Source organism: Clostridium cuniculi, from assembly GCF_004353185.1.
GTDB classification, from domain to species: Bacteria; Bacillota; Clostridia; order Clostridiales; family Clostridiaceae; genus Clostridium; species Clostridium cuniculi.
Map to the genome: position 1 here is coordinate 1 of NZ_SMUS01000102.1, position 1117 is coordinate 1117.

General features: G+C 32.6%; 1 protein-coding gene. It reads right to left on the reverse strand.

Features of this window, described 5'->3' with window-relative positions; genetic code table 11:
* Window positions 1-1117 (reverse strand): phosphoglucosamine mutase (glmM, locus tag EJJ37_RS19755; RefSeq protein WP_133017129.1); only part of this gene is annotated, 1117 nt, incomplete at both ends.

The window sequence follows — 1117 nt, forward strand, 5'->3', positions numbered from 1 at the left end:
CATCTTCTAAATAAATATTTTTCTTTTCATTTGGAACTTTAGCATTAACTAATACTTGTGGTAATTCCTTCATTACTCCAGCTAACTCACTAAAAGTCTTACCACTTTCCTTAAGTATTGCTGCAATTTGAAGTGCAGTAACTAATCCATCTCCAGTAGTATTATGATCTAAGAATATTATGTGACCTGATTGTTCACCACCTAATATATAATTTTCCTTAAGCATTTCTTCAAGTACATATCTATCTCCAACTTTAGTCTTAACTAAGTTAATTCCTTCTCTTTTAGCGGCAATGTCTAATCCTAAATTACTCATTACTGTTACTACTAAAGTATCATCATTTAACTTTCCAGCCTCTTTTAAAGCTTTTGCACAAATAGTTAATAAGAAATCACCATTTATCATATTTCCTTTCTCATCAACAGCTAAACATCTATCTGCATCTCCATCGAAAGCAAATCCAATATCACAATTCTTTCTTACAACATAATCCATTAACTCTTCCATATGAGTTGAACCACAATTTTCATTTATATTATTTCCATCTGGATTATCATTGATTACATAAACTCTAGCACCTAAAGCTCTAAATGCTTTAACTGCTGCCTTATAAGCTGCACCATTTGCACAATCTAAAGCAACTCTAAGTCCTTTTAAATCTGTTTTAATTGTACCCATTGCATAATCTATATATTCTCTTAATGCAGTTTCCTCAGTATATGATCTTCCAACAGCTCCACCAACTGGACTTGGAACATCTGCAAAATTACCTTCTATTACAGCTTGTATTTGATCTTCTAATTCATCAGATAATTTATATCCTCTTCCATCAAAAAACTTAATTCCATTGTATTCAACCGGATTATGAGATGCTGAAATCATAACTCCTGCATCTGCATTATACTTTCTTGTTAAATGAGCTACCGCTGGTGTTGGAACTACACCTAAAATTACTGCCTCTGCTCCAACTGATAGAATACCTGCAACTAAAGCTGCTTCTAACATATCTCCTGATATTCTTGTATCTTTAGCAACTAATATTTTAGGTTTATGTGTTCCTTCTGTTAATACAAAAGCACCAGCTCTACCTAAAGCATAAGCTAAATCTGCAGTTAA